Genomic DNA, 16,380 nt, shown 5'->3' with positions numbered 1-16,380 from the left:
CCGACGACTGAGACGGGCGGGGCGGCTCGGAAGCTGATTCGTCTATATCGTCGGCGTTTGTGGAGCGTGCTGGCGCGGTGCTGCTGTTTGTCCCCTTCATCGTCGGGACGGTGTGGGTCTTCGCCGTCGTCATCCGGCGCCTGTTGGGCGTGCGGGTCGGATGGGTGCGGACGCTGCTGGCCGGACTGCTGGCGCTGCTGACGACGCCGCCCGTACTCGTGGCGCTCGCGCCGCCCGACCCGGCATCGGTTAGCGGCGGGGAAGCCTTTCTTCTGGGCGCGACGGCGATAGTCATTTCGGCGCTGTTGGCGATGGCCGCTCTGGTGATCCTTGAGGTGTTGCTGCCGACCGGGTCGCTGCCGGGGCCGGTGGAGATGTGGCGGGGTGCGCGCCGGCGAGTGGCGCGCACCCGGCGGTACTCGACGATCGTGCGCATCGCGGTCCGGCACGGGCTCGGTCGCTTCCTGCGGGGGCGGCCGGGCAGTGGCCCCCACTCGGCCGCGGCACGGCGAAAGGCCGCCCGGGAGCTGCGGGAAGCGCTCGACGAGGCCGGGGTCACGTTCGTCAAGATGGGCCAGGTGCTCTCCACCCGGCCCGAACTGCTGCCGGCCGAGTTCGTGGAGGAACTGACGGCGCTGCAGGACAAGGCAAACCCGGTGCCGTGGGCGAGCGTCGAGGCGGTTCTCACCACCGAGCTCGGGCGCCCGATCGAGGAGGCCTTCGCCGAGATCGATCCCGAGCCGATGGCCGCGGCCTCGGTCGCGCAAGTCCACCAAGCACGGCTGAAAGACGGCACACCAGTAGTGGTGAAGGTGCAGCGGCCGGGGATCGCCGCGATCGTCGAGCGGGATCTGGACATTCTGCTGCGGCTGGCGGGCACCCTCGAGGACCGTACGTCGTGGGGACGAAGCTTCGGCGCGCGCCGGCTCGCGTTGGGGTTCGCCGAGGCCTTAAGGGAGGAGCTTGACTTCACGATCGAGCGGGACAACCTGCAGACCGTGGCCGCGGCCCTCGCCGCATCGCCCGAACGCGGGGTGCGCGTGCCGGCGCCGCATGTCGAGCTCAGCTCCGAGCGCGTGCTGGTGATGGGCCGACTCGCCGGAAAACCGTTGGGGGCGGCCGAAGAAACGCTCGCCCGCCTCGGGGAACAAAGGCGGGACGCCATCGCGGCGAATCTCCTCGACAGCATGCTCGACCAAGTTCTCGTGTACGGGAACTTCCACGCCGACCTGCATCCGGGCAACCTGCTCGTGGACGACGACGGCGCGCTGGGCATGCTCGATCTCGGCTCGGTCGGGCGGCTCGACGCGGGAACCCGGACCTCGATCGGACAACTCCTCGGCGCGGTGGGCCGGGGCGACTCGGTGGCGGCCAGCGATGCGCTCCTGCAGCTGGTCGATCGGCCCGAGACCGTGGACGAGCGGGAGCTGCAGCGCGCGGTCGGTGTCCTTATTGTCCGGTACGCAACGCCGGGCAGCACCGTAGGCGTGGCGGCGGTGGGAGCGCTGTTGCGGACCTTCACCTCGTACGGCCTGGGCGTGCCGGCGCCGGTGGCGGCGGTGTTCCGGGCGTTCGCGACGCTCGAGGGCACGCTGACTTTGCTGCGCCCGGGCTTCGATCTGCTCGGCCAGGCGAGAGCGGCCGGCTCCCGGCGGATAGCGGAGGCGCTTGCCCCGGAACGGCTGCGCGGGACCTTCGAGGAGGAACTCGCCGCGCTGCTGCCCATGCTGCGCGGCCTGCCCCGGCGGATCGACCGGATCGGCGACGCTGTGGAGAATGGCCGGCTTCGCTTCAACGTACGGCTGTTCGCGGACGACCGGGATCGGCTGCTCGTGACCGGACTCCTTCACCAGGCGCTGCTGACGATCATCGGAGCGACCTGCGGCGTGATGGCCGCGTTGCTGCTCGGCTCCGGCAACGGCCCGCGGATCAGCACCGGGGTCGCTCTCTTTCCCCTGCTGGGGTACGGCCTGCTGATTGTCGCCGTCGTCCTCGTCCTCCGCGTGCTGGTGGTCATTTTCCGGCGGGACTGAGCAGGGAAAGCTGGACCATCGCACCACCGGTAGGGGCGGAACCCATCTCGAACTCAACGGCGATCTGGCGAGCGATGTCCAGGCCGAGACCGGTCGAGCCGCCGGATGACTCTCCCCGAGCGGCTGTCAAAGGAGGAAATCCGGGGCCCTCGTCGGCAACTACCAAGATCGCGCCTCCGGAAGGGCGCCTGGAAAGCGCGACCGAGAATGAAGTGCCGTCCGGAGTGTGCGCGAAGACGTTCCCCAGCAGCGCATCCAGCGCCGCGGCCAGGTCATCGGGTGCCACGAGAACCGGGAGCGGCGAAGACGGCAGGTCTTGCGTCATCGCGCGCCCGGTGTCCTCGGCCAAGACGGCCCAGAACGCGGCCCGATCGGCGACCACCGCCACCGCGTCGCAAACAACGGACGACGGCCCGGCGGCATCGCGGCGGGCCTGCTGGATGACGGCGGTAACCGCCCGCGCGACACCATCGGCCGCGGCCGAGACCCGCGCCGCCTCCGCCGGGTCGCGCAACGATTCCGCCTCCAACCGCAGGGCCGTCAGCGGGGTCCGCAGTCGATGCGAAAGATCGGCGACCCGCTCCCGCTCGGCGGCCAGCAGGTCCTGGATGCGGCCGGCGAGATGGTTGAGCGCGCCGGCCACCTCGCGCAGCTCCGGCGGCCCGGCCGGGACGGCCCGCGCGGTCAGGTCGGCCGACGCCAGGCGGTGCGAGACCGACGAGAGCGACAGGATCGGCGCGACGAGAGCCCGGGCCAGCCGATCGGCGACGAACAAGCTGAGCAGCACCAGGGCGACACCGAGGCCGAGCAGCGTCAGCCAGGCCCGATGCACGCCTCGGGAAAGAGAGGCGGACGTGACCACCGTCCGCACGACCGTCGTGCCCGAGGCCCCGACCACCGGGACCACCAGCTCCTGCCCGAGCGGCGTGTCGACGGTCAACGCCTGCCCGCGCTGAGAGGCCAGCCGCACCGCCGGGGTGGCCGACGCGGGAGCGCCGAGCACCGAGCCATCGGGGAGGAAGACGGTGACCGGCATGGGCTGCACCGGCAGCGCCAGCCGCAGCGCATCGGGATCGCCGGCCAGCGGCACGATCGTCTGCACCACGTCGTCGGCCCGGCTCAGCGCGCGGTCGGCGGCCACCTGCCGCACCAGCAGCGCCATCGGCACCAGGAAGGCGAGCAGCACCAGCACCGTGGTGGCCGCGACGAGCAGGGTCAACCGCGCCCTCATGACGGTGCGACCAGCTTGACGCCGACGCCGCGAACCGTATGGAGATAGCGCGGCGAAAGCGCGGTCTCCCCGAGTTTGCGCCGCAGCCAGGACAGGTGGACGTCGACCGTCTTGTCGGTACTCCCATACGGCACCTGCCACACCTCGGTGAGCAGCTCGCGCTTGGTGACCACCTGCCCGGCCTTGAGCGCGAGGTGGTGCAGCAGGTCGAACTCGCGGGGCGTCAGCTCGATCAAGGCGCCGTCGAGGGTGACCGAACGCGCGAGCGGGTCGATCGACAGCCCGCCGACGATCAAGGCTGACGAGGCCGGCGAGGACGAGGAGCGCCGGAGCACGGCACGAATCCGCGCATCCAGCTGGGCGGCCGTATAGGGCTTGACCACGTAATCGTCGGCGCCGGCGTCGAGGAGCTGGACCATCGAGGACTCCTCGTCGCGCGCGGTCGCGACGATCACCGGGATCGTGCTCACCGCGCGCAGCATGCGCAACAGCTCACGGCCGTCGAGATCGGGCAACCCCAGGTCGAGGACGATCAGGTCGGGCCGCGACGCCAGCGCCGTCTGCAACCCGTCCATGGCCGCGGGCGCGGCGGCGACCGCATGCCCGCGCTCGCGCAGGGCACGCAGCAACGGCTGGCGGATCGCCGGGTCGTCCTCGATGAGCAGGAGTCTGGCCACGGCTGAACGCTAGCCTCCGCCCCCGACAAAAAGAGGGGCTCTTAACCCTCCTTTAGCGTTACCGGATGCCGGGCTTAGGGGAGAAGGGCGCATAGTCGCCGTATGCGTCTGTTGGATCGGCTGGGCCGGCAACCCATGGTGATCATCGCCGGGTGGATCGTGGCCGCGATCCTCGCCGTACTTGTCGGCATTGTCGGGATCGGTGTGGTGGGCGCGGGCCTGACCTCCCGCCAGGGCGCCCCGATCAGCCAGGACGACGTGATCCGCGCCCTCGGCGAGTCGTCATCCCCGACACCCGAAATTTCCGAAAAATCGGGCGAGCCGAGCGCCGGCAGCCCAGAAGCGCAGGCGAAGCAAACGCGCGGCGGCACGGTGCTCATCAGCTGCGAACGCATTATCTCGATGGCCCCCGCCCAGGGCTTCCAGGTGCACGAGCAGAGCGAGAACGAGGGCGAGTTCCGCGGCATCAGCGACAATCACGACCGCGTCAAGGTCGAGCTGACCTGCACAAACGGCCAGCCCGACCTACGCATTCGCGACGAGGGCGACGACTAGAGCGTCTTCCAGAAATGCAGCAGCGGCTCGGCCAGATCCGCCGGCCTTTCGGCCGGGAAGAACAGGCGGGCGTCCGGCACCTCGATCACCTCACGCACACCGGGAATCAAATTCTTCAGCTCGTACGCCCATTTGCGCGCGAAAAACGCATCCCCGGTGCCCCAGACGATCTGGGTCGGCACGTCGAGCCGGCGGAGGGCGGGCTCGGCGGCGACCAGGTCGCGGGGGCGCAACGCGGACAGCCAACGCTCCATCTCCCGCGCCCGGGGGCCGGACAGCGGCGCCAGCCACTCCGCCACCAGCGCGATCGGCAGCGACTCGACGTTCTCGAGGCCGGGGCCGTAGAGCACCCTTCGCGCTCGGCGCGGGTCGCGTAGGAAGGCGCGCTGCAGCGGAGCGAGCAGGCGGGCCCGGGCGAGCCACACGGTCGGCGCGAACAGCTTCGGTGGCAGGTTCCCGATCGTGTCGCAGTTGGTGAGCGTGAACGAGCGCAGCAGCGAAGGGTGGCGGGCCGCGAAGATCTGGGCGATCGCGCCGCCGGTGTCGTTGGCGACCAGGTCGATCCCGGTCAGCCCGAGCGACTCGCAGAACGCGGCCACGAAGTCGGCGGTCTCGCCCAGCTCGTAGGACGCGGCGGCCGGCGTGCGCCCGTGCAGCGGCAGGTCGACCGCGACGCAGCGTCGCTCACTGCCGATCAGATCGATGACCCCGTTCCACAACGAGCTGCCGGTGCCGACGCCGTGGACGAACAGGGCGGCCTCGCCGGGCCCCGAGCCGGTGTCACGATAGGCGGCGGGCCCGCGGGCGGTGGCCGCGATCAGTGGTGGTGCCATGTCGTTCCCCTCCCCGTTCGGGGTTGGTACGGTCAGAAACCGACTGTCGGTCTACATCTTTCAGACCGACTGTCGGTCTGTCAATCGAGAGGGCACGAGTGAACAGGAACGTGGCACGCGGCCGCGAGACCCGCGAGCAGTTCATCCGGGTCGCCACCCGGCTCTTCGCGACGCACGGCTACGACGGCACGTCGATCGAGGCGGTCCTGCAGGAGACGGGAGCGAGCCGGGGCTCGCTCTACCACCATTTCCCGGGCAAGGAGGCGCTCTTCCTCGCGGTCCTGCAGGATTTCGAGGTACGCGTGATCGCACGAACCCTCGATGCCGTCGAGGGCATGACCGACCCGGTCGAGATCCTGAAAACGGCCTGCCTGGCCTGGATCAACCAGGCCGGCGACCCGGAAGTCCAGCAGATCGTGCTGACCGACGCCCCCGCCGTCCTCGGCTGGCAGCGCTTCCGCGAGCTGGACGAGCAGAACGTCCTCGGCGAGTTCCGGGCCGTACTCGGGGCCGCGGCGGCGGAAGGCCGGATCGACGAGCGTCACGTCGACGTCTTCGCCCACCTGGTACTCGCCTCGGTCAACGAGGCGGCGATGCTGGTCGCCCGCTCACCCGACCCGGCCGCGACCCTGACCGAGGCACAAGATGCCGTCGAGGAGTTCCTGAATCGGCTGCTGAGCTGAGGGCGAAGCCGGGAGGCGCGGTGGATACCTCCCGGCTTCGCCAAGGGGACGGAACTCAGAAGGCGATCAGATCTTGCCGGTGCCCGCGCCCGCGGTGACGATCGACTTGACGTTGTTGTTGGCGTCGACCGTGTAGGAGTACGGGATCGCGGCCACGCTGGCGCCGTTTCGGGTCGCCGGCGTGCCGGAGTTCACCAGGTAGTTGTTGAGCAGCTTGACGTTGCCGGCGGGGGACGAGCCGGTCGAGGTCACCACCGTGTTCGGAGTGTTCTCGAAGTAGTTGCGCTCGACGTAGACGCCCGCATTGCACGTGGTGGCGACGCCGTACGTGCCGCTGTTGTAGTAGTAGTTGTTGTAGACGTGCACGGGGTTGCCGAAGCGCACGCGCGGGCCGCGCTGGTCACAGTTGCGGAAGTAGTTGTGGTGGTACGTGACCCGCAGGTGGCCGGTGTCCTCGGAGGCGTTGTCGTCCGAGTGCCCGAGCAGGTTGCACTTGATGTGGTCGTGCTCGTAGTTCCAGGACACCGTGATGTAGTCGCCGGCGTGCGTGATGTCGATCAGGCCGTCGTAGTAGTCGGTGCCGTGGCTGGTGTCGCTGGACAGGTCGTTGTGGTCGATCCAGAGGTGGGTCGACTTCTCGACGTGGATGGCGTCGCCGTTGCCGTTGCCGGCCAGCACCTTCGCGATCTTCAGGTTGCGGATGATCACGTTGTTGACGCCCTTGAGCTTCAGTCCGCAACCGGTGAGGCCGGAGCTCGAGCCGACGCCGAGGATCGTCTTGTTGGATGCGACGGTGACGTCGGCGGAGCAGCTGAAGTTGCCGCTCACCTTGATCGTCTGCGAGGTGCCGGAGGCGGCCGCGCTGGTCAGCGCCGACAGGCTGGTGACGGTGACCGTCGTGCTGGTCGAACCGCCGCTGGTGCCGCCGGCCTGCGTCGACCAGCCCTCCTGGTTGTAGGTGGCGGCCGAGGCGGCGGGAGCGTACGCGAGCAGGGCGGCCGCGGTGGCTGCGGCGACGCCGGCGGCGAACAGAGGAGTGCGCCAGGAACGGGTGGACATCAGGGACCTCCGATGTGGTGTGTTCACCCAGACCGGGGGAGCGGCCCGCTTGAGGACGGGGCTAGGTAAGCGCTTTCCTGACACGGCACGGTATCGATTAGTTTCAATGCCGTCAAGGAGTCAGCCCAGTTGATCGCGGCGGCGCGCGAGTTCCGTGCGATTGCGGACGTCCAGCTTGCGGAAGATGTTGCCGAGGTGGAACTCGACGGTTTTCACCGAGACGAACAGGTGGTCGGCGGCCTCCTTGTTGCTCAGCCCGTCGGCCACCGCGACCGCCACCCGGATCTCGGCGCCGGTCAGCGCCGCCTCGCCCGGCTTCGCGGAAAGCGCCGGTGGCGGCGTGTACGCGGGCCGGCCGCCGGTCACCCGGCCCAGGTCGGCCTCGGCCAGCGCCAGCATGCCGCCCGCGCCGATCGCCGCGTAGCCCGCGCAGGCCGACTCCAGCAGCCGCACCGCGGGCGCGCGGCGGCCCGCCCGGCCGTGCTCGGCGCCGAGCAGCCAGGACATGCGGGCCCGGGGCAGCCGCTCGGCCGGTTGGACGAGCTCGGGCAGCACCGCCTCGAACTCGTGCATCGCCCGCTCGTCGCCGGGCCGCTCGATCCACGACCGCCAGGCGGCCATCGCCGGCCCGCCGGGCAGGTGCACCGGCGCCGGCGGCACGTCGCGCAGCAGCTGGGCGGCGGTGGCCGTGTTCCCCCGCAGGGCGTGGTGGGTGGCCAGCTCCCAGCGGTACTCGAAGACCAGCCCCGAGTCGACGCCCATCCCGCTCGCGACCATCAGCTCGAGCATCGCCACCCAGGCCTCGTAGTCGCCCTGGGCCAGGTGCAGCGTCGCCGAGCCCTCGACGATGTGCCCGGCCACCCACTCCGAGCCGTTGCGGGCCGCGAGCGATCGCGCCTCGGCCAGGTGAGCGGCCGACGACTCGAGATCGCCGCGCAGCGCCTCGCACTTGATCAGCCACGCGGTGACCTCGGCCTGCACGTCCGGACGGCCGGCCCGCACCGCGAGGTCGCGCGCCTCGAGCATCTCGGCCTGGCCGCGGACGAGATTGCCGGCCCAGGCGTCACCGAGGCCGATCATCGCGAGCAGCCGGGCCTTCGCGGCCGGGTCGAAGGTCAGGCGGTCGACGTACCCGGCGTATTTGAGGCGGGCCTCGTGCGGGCGGATCAGCGTGAGCGTCACGAAGATCGCGCACTCCAGATAGAGCGGGTCGTCGTGCAGCCGGTCCCGGTCGAAGATCTCGAGGGCCTGCGAAAGGTGAGCGGCCGCCGCGGGGTCGCCGGAACGGGACAAAGCGACCCCGGTGAGCACGTGGAAGAGGTACGGCTCGCGATCGGCGAAGCCGGCCATCTTCTCGACGAGCGGCAGCAGGTCACGCGCGCCGGCGTTCCGCGTCAGCACGAGGAACGCGGAGAACAGCAGGCGCGGATCGGACGTCCGGAGAGCCTCGGCCACAAGCCGGTCGGCCTCAAGATCGCTGGACACCGTACGAGCGTAAGGACTAGGGATTTCCCTGGTGTATCGACTGTCGGGTGATCAACAGACTTTGGTCAGACAGAAACCCACGCGCCGGTCGCGGCCGATCGCTCCAGAGCGTCGAGCGCCTCGGCGCTGCGGATCGCGTCGGCGAGGGTGGCGCCGTACGGTCGCCCATCCGCGATCGAGCGCAGGAAGCGGTACGCCTCGATGACCTTGAGATCGTCGTAGCCCATCGCGATGCCGGCGCCCGGCTGGAACTTCCCGAACTCTCCGTCGAGGGGGCCGACGAAGAGGGTGTGCACCGGTTCGTCCTGATAGGACGAGCCGGTGCTCACGCCCAGCTCGCCCATCCGCCGGAAGTCCCAGAACAGCGCGCCCTTGGTGCCGTGGATCTCGAAGCCGTAGTTGTTCTGCTCGGCCACCGCGACCCGGCTCGCCTCGAGCGAGACACGCGCGCCGTCGGCCATCCGCAGCAGCGCGCCGAGCCAGTCGTCGTTCTCCACCGGGCCCTGCTCGCCACTTCCGCGCTGGTGGCCGGCCGTGGCGCCGGTCGGCCGTGGCCGGGCCGGGATGAAGATCGCGGTGTCGGCGACGACCGCGTCGATCTCGCCCAGCAGGTACCGGATCAGGTCGATGCCGTGTGAGCCCAGGTCGCCCAGCACGCCGTTGCCGCCGCGTTCGCGCTCGAACCGCCAGCTCAGCGCGCCCTCCGGGTGGGCGGCGTAGTCGCTGAGAAGCCGGAACCGGGCATGGGTCACTTTCCCGATCTCTCCGTTGTGGAGGATTTCCCGGGCTTTTTCCACCGCCGGCGCGTTGCGGTAGTTGAAGCCCACGGTGACCTGGCCGTCGCCGGCGATGGCCCGCGCGTCGTCGGCCGTCAGCCCGACCGGCTTTTCGATCCAGATGTGCTTCCCGGCGGCGGCGAACGCGGCGCCCACCTCGCGGTGCAGGAAGTTGGGCAACGTGATGCTGACGGCCTGAACGCGCGGGTCGTCGACCAGTTCGCGCCAGTCGGCGGTGGCACTCGCGAAGCCGTACCGCTTCGCCGCCTCGACGGCCCGGCCGGGCACGTCATCGGCGACGGAGACCAGGGTGACGGGTGGCGCCTCGGGATAATGGTGCGGCATTCTCGCGTACGCCTGCGTGTGCACCCGCCCCATCCAGCCGAACCCGACCACGCCGACCCCGAGATAGCCCATGGTCACTATCCTGTCATCGATCGCCGGTCCGACTCGATGGCGACGGCGCGGAGGGCGGCGGCCAGCCGGGCGACGGGCTCCGCAGGTGGCTTGGGCAGTCTCGCGAGCAGGAGGCGGCGCTGCTCTCGCGGGCCGCCGCGCACCGGCAAGATGCGCACGCCGGAGGGCAGCGCGCCAGTCAGGCCGGCCGGCACCGTCGTGATGCCGCAGCCCGCCGCGATCAGGCGCAGCTTGGCCAGCCAGTCGCGGGCGGTGTGTGCGATCTCGGGGCGCTCGTCCAGGCCGGGCCAGACCCCCATGAGCCGGTCCTCGCCGGAGGTCGGCCCGGCGATCCACCGCTGCCCGTGCAGGTCGGCGACGTCGATGAACTCGCCGCGGGCCAGCGGATGGGCCTCCGGAACGGCCACGCAGAGGCTGCGCTCGACGAGGGTCTGCAGGTGCAGCGCGGGCGTCTCGCTGTCGGGCGGGCGGAACGGCGGCGCGGCGGCGAGCAGCGCCAGGTCGATGGTCTCGGCGCGCAGTGCCCGCACCAGGGCCGGCGTGCTGCCCTCGCGGGTGGTCACCGTGATGGCGGGATGGGTGCGGTGCAGCTCGGCCAGGGCGCGCGGCACCAGCCAGGCGCCCGCGCTGGCGAACCAGCCGAGCCGTACGGTGCCGTGCTCGTCGGGCAGTCCGGCCAGTTCCCGGGCCGTGGCGTCGACCTGGTCGAGCACGGTCGCCGCCCGGCGGAGCACCAGCTGGCCGGCCGGGGTGAGGAGCACCCCGTCGTGGCGCCGCTCCAGCAGTCGTGTGCCGGCCGCGCGCTCCAGCGAGGCGATCTGCCGGGACACGGCGGACTGCGTGTAGCCCAGAGCGACGGCCGCGGCGGTGAGCGTGCCGCGCTGGGCCACCTCCCGGAACACCCGCAACGCGGTCAGCGAGGCATCGGCGAAGCTCATGACATCTACGCATACCACGCTTGAGAAATTCTCGTTGGTGGCATGGGCCCTCGCTGCCTAGCGTCGTGGGCATGACCACCGCACCGAAGATCGCTCTCGTCACCGGCGCCACCCAGGGCCTGGGGCTGGCCCTGGTCGAGGGGCTCGCCGAGCGCCTGAGCCCGGCCGACACCGTGTACCTCACCGGCCGTGACCCCGACCGGGTCGCCGCGGCGGTCGGGTCGATACCCGGCAGCGGCGCCCAGGTACGCGGCGAGGTGCTCGATGTCGCCCAGCCCTCGGCCGCCGAGCGCCTGGCCGCCCGGCTGCGCGAACGCCACGGCGGCGTCGACATCGTGTTCAACAACGCGGTGATGCGCGTCGGGCCCGACGACGACCCGCGAGCGATCGTCGACGAGTACGTCGAGGTGAACAACTTCGGCATCACGCGGGTGCTGCGCGCGTTCGCCCCGCTGCTGCGCGACGGCGGCCGGCTGATCGTCGTCGCGAGCTCGCTGGGCACTCTGTACTACCTGGCGCCCGTCCTGCACGACCGGTTCGACGGCCTGACCTCGCTGGACGAGGTCGACAAGCAGGTCGTCGCGTGGCGGGACGCGGTGCGCGACGGCAGCGCCCGGGCCGGCGCCTGGCCCGGCTTCGTCAACATCCCGTCCAAGATTGCCCAGGTGGCGGCCGTCCGGGCGCTGGCACACCAGCGCCGCGACGACGATGCTGCCCGGGGCATCCTGGTGGCCGCCGCCTGTCCGGGCATGATGAACACTCCCACCTCCGCGCTGTGGTGGGACGTCAGCACCGCGCCGAGCCCGGCCCGGGCCGCCGGTCCCGTGCTCGGTCTGGCCCTCGACCCGATCGACCCGGACCACTACGGGGAATTGGTCCGCAATGGACGAAGACTGCCCTGGGCCCCCTGACCGCCAAGCGCAATCGCGCAGAGAAAGTTGTCACAAATCCCATGATGCGGGCGCCCGCGGGCCCGGCCTCGCGCCTACCGATCGGTAGTGAAGGCGCTGACCAGCGTGGATGTCCCGGACGCGGCCGATCGACAACGGCTTGACGACGACACGCCGACCGCGGTGCGGAAACCGAAATGACCGAGCCGCCGGTACGGTTCCGTCGTGTCCGACTTGATCGCCGAACGTTACCGCCTGGTAGGCACCCTGGGCGAGGGCGGGATGGGCCGGGTCTGGCAGGCGCGTGACGAGCTGCTCGGCCGGGACGTCGCGCTCAAGGAGCTGATCCTGCCGCGTGGCCTCTCCGCGGCCGAGGTCGCCGAGCTGCGGGAGCGCGCGATCCGGGAGGCGCGCTCGGCCGCGCGGATCAACCATCCCCATGTCGTACGCATCTTCGACGTCGTTCACGCGCAGGATGGGCCGTGGATCGTCATGGAGCTGGTCACGTCGCGCTCGCTCTACGACATGGTGCGCGAGGACGGGCCGATGCGGCCCGAGCGCGTGGCCCGGATCGGGCTCGACGTGCTGTCGGCTCTACGGGCCGCGCACCGGGCCGGGGTGCTGCACCGCGACGTGAAACCGGCGAACGTGCTGCTCGGCATCGACGGCCGGGTGGTGCTCACCGACTTCGGGCTGGCCACGGCGTCCGGAGACTCGGCGATGACCAGCACCGGGATTGTGCTCGGTTCTCCGTCCTACCTCGCGCCCGAGCGCGCCCTGGACGAGGGGATCACGCCGGCCGCCGATCTGTGGTCGCTCGGGGCGACGATGTACGCGGCCGTCGAGGGCCGACCGCCGTACGACAAGTCGACTCCGTTGGCGACGCTGGCCGCGCTGGCCACTCAGCCACCACGCCCGCCGGAGCGGGCCGGCGTGCTTGGCCCGGCCCTGGACGGCCTGCTCCGCAAGAACCCGGCCGAACGGATCGGCCCCGACGAGGCCGAGCGACTCCTACGCGAGGCGGCGGAGGGCAAACCGGCCCCGGCGGCGGCATCCGCGCCCACATCCACGGTCACACCTCCGGCGCCGACCGCGAAGATCCGCAAAGGGCGCGCCCGCTACTGGGCCGCCGCCGCGGCCGTGCTCGTCATCGGCGCCGGGATAGCCGCGCGCCCCATGCTCACCACCGCCCGCGCCGAGGAGGTCCCCGACCGCTCGCCCATCGCCGGGCAGCAGCAGTCGGCCTCACCCTCGGCCAGGCTCGAGGCAACCGCATCGCCGGCCGCCGCCGTGAACCACACCGTCCCGGGCGCCCACCCATCCGGCGGCAACACCCCGGTGACCCACGGCGGTCGCCCGTCTTCGGCCGCAGCCGGCGGCAACACCGGCAACATCGCTCAACCCCAGCTCGCCACCACCACCTCCCCGCCGCCGGCAGCGGTCGGCAGCCCGGTCTCCAACTTCGCGACCGGGGACTGCCTGCAACTCGACGCCGGCAGCGGCCGGATCGTCCTGTGGACCTGCAACGGCAGCGACGTGCAGAAGTTCGACTTCCCCGCGGACAAGACCATGCGCGTCCGGGGCCTCTGCGTGGAACTGCTCGGCACTGACGACGGCGCCCGCCTCGGCACGTCCGGATGCACCGGGGCCGCGGCGCAGCAGTGGAACTACAACACCTCGTACGACCTCGTGAACCTCATGGTCACCAAGTGCACCGACGTTCCCGACACGAGTTCCGCCGACGGCACCCCGGCGCAGGTCTGGGAATGCGCGGGCACCAGCAACCAGAAGTGGCACCGCTGACCACAGGCTCAGATGGTGGGCACCCCGGCCGATCTGGGCTGTCGTGCAGCACGCGCGGGAATCCGACGCCGAGCGACTGAGCGTCCTGCGGGCCACCGGCCTGCTCGACGCCGGCCTCCCGTCGCTGGACCGGTTGACCGGGCTGGCGGCCCGCCTGATCGGGGCGCCGGCCGCCCTGGTGTCGCTGGTCGACGCCGACCGGCAGCGGTTCGCGAGCGCGTGCGGCCTCACCGGCGAGCTGGACGAGACCCGCGAGACGCCGCTGAGCCATTCCTACTGCCGCTACGTCGTCGAGGACCGGCAACCGCTGATCATCGCGGACGCGCGCGAGGACGAGCGGCTGCGGAACAACCCGGCGATCACCGAATACCAGGCCATCGCGTACGCCGGTTTCCCGCTGCGCTCGCCCGAGGGGCACGTCCTCGGCTCGTTCTGCGTGGTCGACGACCATCCCCGGCAGTGGACCGAGGACGAGATCGCCACGCTCGCCGACCTCGCCGCCGCGGCCGAGTCGGAGATCGCGCTGCGGCTCGCCCACCGTGAGCAGCAGACGGCCGCCGCCCGGATGCAGGCCGTCCTGGACAGCGCCCACGACGCGTACGTGTCGATCGCCGCCGACGGCTCCGTGATCGCCTGGAACGCTTCCGCCGAGCGACTGTTCGGCTTCTCGGCCGCGGAGGCGCTGGGCCGCCAGGTGACCGAGCTGATCATTCCCGAGCGGTACCACGTGATGCACCTGGCCGGGCTGGCCCGGGTGCGCGAGACCGGCCGCTCGCTGGTCGCCGGCCAGCGCCTGCAGCTCGCCGCCGTCGACCGCAACGGCCGCGAGTTCCCGGCCGAGATGACCGTGCAGGTCGGCCGCGAGCGGGACGAGCCGGTCTTCCACGCGTTCCTGCACGACATCACCGACCGGATGGTCGCGCTCGCCGAGCTCGAGCGCCGCCGGCAGGAGCTCGACGACGAGCACACCTTCCTCCAGGCGCTGCTGGACAGCCTCGACACCGGGGTGGCGGCCTGCGACAGCGGCGGCCGCCTGACCTTCTTCAACCGCGCGCTGCGTGAGGTGCACGGCCGCGACGCGGCGCGCGGCGAGAGCGGGGAGACCTGGGCCCAGGCGTACGACCTGTACGCGCCGGACGGACGCACCCCGTTGCGGCCGGACGAGGTGCCGCTCTCCCGCGCCTACGCCGGCGAATCGGTGCGCGGTCAGCAGCTCGTGGTCAACGCCCCGGCCGGCCCGCGACGGTTCGTCACCAACGCCCGCCCGATCGACACCGCCGACGGCCGCCGGCTGGGCGCCGTGGTGGCCATGCACGACATCACCGAGGCGCACCGGGCCGAGGAGCTGCGCCGCGCCCGGCACAAGGTCGCGCAGGTGCTGTCCGAGGCGACGAACGCCGGGCAGGCCGCGCCGCGCGTCGTCGCCGCGATCACCGACGCGCTCGGCTGGCTGTGCGGCGAGTACTGGCAGGTCGACGACGGCCGGCGGCACATCGACCGGCTCAGCTCGCACACGGCCGGCGGCACCGATCTGCCCGGCTTCACCGGCGCCGGGCCGCTGTCGTTCGCCCGGGGCCAGGGCCTGCCCGGGCTGACCTGGAAGCGCGGATCCGCGGTGTGGAGCATGGTGGAACCGGACAACCTGCTGGCCGGCGGCCGGGTCGATGCGGCCCGGCGGGTCGGCATCCGCACCGCGATCGGCCTGCCGGTGCGCTCGGGCCGCCGCGTGGTCGGCGTGCTCGCGTTCTTCACCGACGCCGAGCTCGCCCACGACCCGGACATCGTCGAGATGCTCGAGGCGGCCGGCGCGCACCTCGGCCGGTTCGTCGAGCGCCGCCGCGCCGAGGACCTCACGCTCGCCCTGGCCGCCGCCCGCCGCGACTTCGACCGGGTGGTCGGCCAGCTCAACGACTACGTCTGGACGCTGGAGATCCTGCCGGACGGCCGGGCCCGCTCGGTCTACGCGAGCCCGAACGGCATGGGCGTCTTCGGCGGGACGCTGCCCACCGGCGGCGACATGAACGCGACCGTGCGCGCCCTGGTGCACGCGCAGGACCGGGCCGGCTTCGTCGCGTTCCACGATGGACTGGCCGCGGGCGGCGCCGAGGAGATCGAGTGCCGGTTCGTGGGCTTCGACGGCGTGACCCGCTGGATCTGGACGCGGGCCGCGGCCCGGCGCGAGAACGGCCGGGTCTACATCGACGGGATCAGCACCAACGTCACCGAGCGGCGGGAGGTCGCCGTGCAGCGCGAGCGGCAGGTCGAGCAGTTGCGCGAGCTCGACCGGATGAAGGACGAGCTGGCCGCCGTCGTCATCCACGAGCTGCGCAACCCGGTCGGGGTGATCCGCGGATACTCCGAGATGCTGATGGAGAACCCGGCCCTGGACGACCTCGGCCGCCGGCACGCGGCCATCGTCGATCGCACGGTCCTGCACCTGCAGCGGCTCGTCGACGATCTGCTCGATCTCGCGCGGCTCGACGCCGGCCACCTCAGCATCGAGCCGTCGCCGCTGGCCGCGGGCCGGTTGGTGCGCGACGTCGTCGACAACCACCGCCCCGGGGCGTACGCGAAAAGGCTTGTGATCGACGAGGAGCTGGACCCGCACCTGCTCGTGCTCGGGGACGCGCAGCGGCTCCGGCAGGCCCTCGACAACCTGCTGTCCAACGCGATCAAGTACACGCCCGAGGGCGGCACGATCACCGTGGCCGCCCGCGGCCGGGAGGACGCGGCGGTCATCGAGATCAGCGACACCGGCATCGGCATCCCGGCCGAGCAGTACCCGCACCTGTTCAGCCGCTTCTTCCGGGCCAGCAACGCCACTCGGGACGGCATCAAGGGCACCGGGCTCGGGCTCGCCGTGACCAAGGCCATTGTGGACGCGCACGACGGCATGATCGTGGCCTGCCCGGCGCCCGGCGGCGGCACCACGTTCACCGTGACGCTGCCCCTCCAGGCGACGCTCACGCCGGCATAGCAAACGGGCCCCGCTGCGGGGGC

The 16,380-nt window shown here is 71.6% G+C and carries 13 protein-coding genes; 6 read left to right on the top strand and 7 right to left on the bottom strand.

What is annotated here, in order from left to right:
• Positions 1-59 precede the first annotated feature (59 nt).
• Positions 60-2,033, top strand: a complete 1,974-nt coding sequence (locus tag A3CQ_RS0114600; protein ID WP_157295852.1) for an ABC1 kinase family protein — start codon at positions 60-62, stop codon at positions 2,031-2,033.
• Here A3CQ_RS0114600 and A3CQ_RS0114595 read toward each other — a convergent pair.
• Both A3CQ_RS0114595 and A3CQ_RS0114590 read right to left on the bottom strand, forming a co-directional pair.
• Positions 2,014-3,264: a HAMP domain-containing sensor histidine kinase gene (locus A3CQ_RS0114595; protein ID WP_026205704.1), complete on the bottom strand. Its 1,251-nt coding sequence runs from the start codon at positions 3,262-3,264 to the stop codon at positions 2,014-2,016. The two genes, A3CQ_RS0114600 and A3CQ_RS0114595, sit on opposite strands and share 20 nt — an antisense overlap.
• Positions 3,261-3,941 (bottom strand): response regulator transcription factor, encoded by a 681-nt coding sequence (locus A3CQ_RS0114590; RefSeq protein ID WP_020511679.1) that lies wholly within the window; start codon positions 3,939-3,941, stop codon positions 3,261-3,263. Before A3CQ_RS0114590 ends, A3CQ_RS0114595 begins: the two co-directional genes overlap by 4 nt.
• A gap of 135 nt (positions 3,942-4,076) precedes the next feature.
• Here A3CQ_RS0114590 and A3CQ_RS0114585 point away from each other — a divergent pair, with 135 nt between their 5' ends.
• Positions 4,077-4,496 carry a hypothetical protein gene (locus A3CQ_RS0114585; RefSeq protein ID WP_245577229.1) on the top strand — a complete coding sequence of 140 codons (420 nt, stop codon included), beginning with the start codon at positions 4,077-4,079 and terminating at the stop codon, positions 4,494-4,496.
• Here A3CQ_RS0114585 and A3CQ_RS0114580 read toward each other — a convergent pair.
• Positions 4,493-5,329 (bottom strand): alpha/beta fold hydrolase, encoded by an 837-nt coding sequence (locus tag A3CQ_RS0114580; protein WP_020511677.1) that lies wholly within the window; start codon positions 5,327-5,329, stop codon positions 4,493-4,495. The two genes, A3CQ_RS0114585 and A3CQ_RS0114580, sit on opposite strands and share 4 nt — an antisense overlap.
• A gap of 98 nt (positions 5,330-5,427) precedes the next feature.
• Between A3CQ_RS0114580 and A3CQ_RS0114575 the strand changes: the two genes are divergently transcribed.
• On the top strand, positions 5,428-6,012 hold the full coding sequence (locus A3CQ_RS0114575) for a TetR/AcrR family transcriptional regulator (RefSeq protein ID WP_026205703.1): 585 nt from the start codon (positions 5,428-5,430) through the stop codon (positions 6,010-6,012).
• 66 nt (positions 6,013-6,078) lie between these two features.
• Here the strand turns inward: A3CQ_RS0114575 and A3CQ_RS0114570 are convergent, their stop codons facing one another.
• The 4 genes from A3CQ_RS0114570 to A3CQ_RS0114555 all read right to left on the bottom strand — a co-directional run bounded on the left by A3CQ_RS0114570 (position 6,079) and on the right by A3CQ_RS0114555 (position 10,687).
• The gene (locus A3CQ_RS0114570; RefSeq protein WP_020511675.1) at positions 6,079-7,071 is read right to left on the bottom strand and encodes a pectate lyase family protein; all 993 of its coding nucleotides are present in this window, start codon (positions 7,069-7,071) and stop codon (positions 6,079-6,081) included.
• Positions 7,072-7,191: 120 nt separating this feature from the next.
• Positions 7,192-8,556, bottom strand: coding sequence for a helix-turn-helix transcriptional regulator (locus tag A3CQ_RS62095; RefSeq protein ID WP_211216593.1), 1,365 nt, complete (start codon positions 8,554-8,556; stop codon positions 7,192-7,194).
• A 65-nt stretch (positions 8,557-8,621) separates the two neighbouring features.
• Positions 8,622-9,749 carry a Gfo/Idh/MocA family protein gene (locus tag A3CQ_RS0114560; protein ID WP_040432425.1) on the bottom strand — a complete coding sequence of 376 codons (1,128 nt, stop codon included), beginning with the start codon at positions 9,747-9,749 and terminating at the stop codon, positions 8,622-8,624.
• Between the two features lie 5 nt (positions 9,750-9,754).
• Positions 9,755-10,687, bottom strand: a complete 933-nt coding sequence (locus A3CQ_RS0114555; RefSeq protein ID WP_020511672.1) for a LysR family transcriptional regulator — start codon at positions 10,685-10,687, stop codon at positions 9,755-9,757.
• Positions 10,688-10,758: 71 nt separating this feature from the next.
• Between A3CQ_RS0114555 and A3CQ_RS0114550 the strand changes: the two genes are divergently transcribed.
• The 3 genes from A3CQ_RS0114550 to A3CQ_RS57360 all read left to right on the top strand — a co-directional run bounded on the left by A3CQ_RS0114550 (position 10,759) and on the right by A3CQ_RS57360 (position 16,357).
• Positions 10,759-11,598 carry an SDR family NAD(P)-dependent oxidoreductase gene (locus A3CQ_RS0114550; protein ID WP_020511671.1) on the top strand — a complete coding sequence of 280 codons (840 nt, stop codon included), beginning with the start codon at positions 10,759-10,761 and terminating at the stop codon, positions 11,596-11,598.
• 204 nt (positions 11,599-11,802) lie between these two features.
• Positions 11,803-13,380, top strand: a complete 1,578-nt coding sequence (locus A3CQ_RS52805) for a serine/threonine protein kinase (protein ID WP_051115245.1) — start codon at positions 11,803-11,805, stop codon at positions 13,378-13,380.
• Positions 13,381-13,423: 43 nt separating this feature from the next.
• Positions 13,424-16,357 carry an ATP-binding protein gene (locus A3CQ_RS57360; protein WP_020511670.1) on the top strand — a complete coding sequence of 978 codons (2,934 nt, stop codon included), beginning with the start codon at positions 13,424-13,426 and terminating at the stop codon, positions 16,355-16,357.
• Positions 16,358-16,380 lie beyond the last annotated feature (23 nt).

The organism is Paractinoplanes globisporus DSM 43857 (genome assembly GCF_000379645.1).
Lineage (GTDB): Bacteria > Actinomycetota > Actinomycetes > Mycobacteriales > Micromonosporaceae > Actinoplanes > Actinoplanes globisporus.
Note: the sequence above shows the minus strand (reverse complement) of the source record. Positions and strands in the feature narration are given on the sequence as shown.